This is a genomic window from Paenibacillus sinensis, assembly GCF_019904155.1.
Lineage (GTDB): Bacteria > Bacillota > Bacilli > Paenibacillales > Paenibacillaceae > Paenibacillus_AQ > Paenibacillus_AQ sinensis.
Genome location: NZ_JAHCMB010000238.1, coordinates 1 through 455, shown reverse-complemented (window position 1 = coordinate 455; position 455 = coordinate 1). Strand labels below are relative to the sequence as shown.

The 455-nt window shown below is 60.0% G+C and carries 2 protein-coding genes; both read left to right on the top strand.

Features of this window, described 5'->3' with window-relative positions; all coding sequences use genetic code 11:
• Positions 1-191: hypothetical protein (locus KIH86_RS27955; protein ID WP_223110779.1), on the top strand; the 191-nt coding region annotated here is incomplete at its 5' end.
• On the top strand, positions 184-455 hold a 272-nt coding region (locus tag KIH86_RS27950), incomplete at its 3' end, for a hypothetical protein (protein WP_223110778.1). The genes KIH86_RS27955 and KIH86_RS27950, both read left to right, overlap by 8 nt.

The window sequence follows — 455 nt, the reverse complement described above, 5'->3', positions numbered from 1 at the left end:
CTGTTGGAATGGTGATCGACACGGAAGGCCACGGGAAAGTGAGAATTATTGAGGTGAAAGAAAACCCATCATGGGGAGCAACTGTAATCATTTATCTGGACCAGTACGGGCCTGAGAATGCCATTGGGCGCTTTGTGAATGATGGGGGGTTGCCTGGCGGCGCTGTGCTTGTGGAGCAAGTCAGTGAATAAGCTGGCTGCAATTGACCAGGCTTACCGGATCGCCACACTGACGGAGCCGACGGAGGAAATCCAGGCGCTCCTGGGCGATCTGGACTTTGGGCGGGTGCTGGAGCTGCTGCTCTTGATGCGGCAGTCTCCCCGGCCCGTCCGGAACCCTGCGGGCTTCCTCCGGCGGGCCATCCAGGAGGATTGGAGGCCCGGCCAGCTGCCGCAGCAGGTGGACCGGCACAAGGAGAACATCGAAGAGCAACTGTACATCCGGCGGGGGCATGC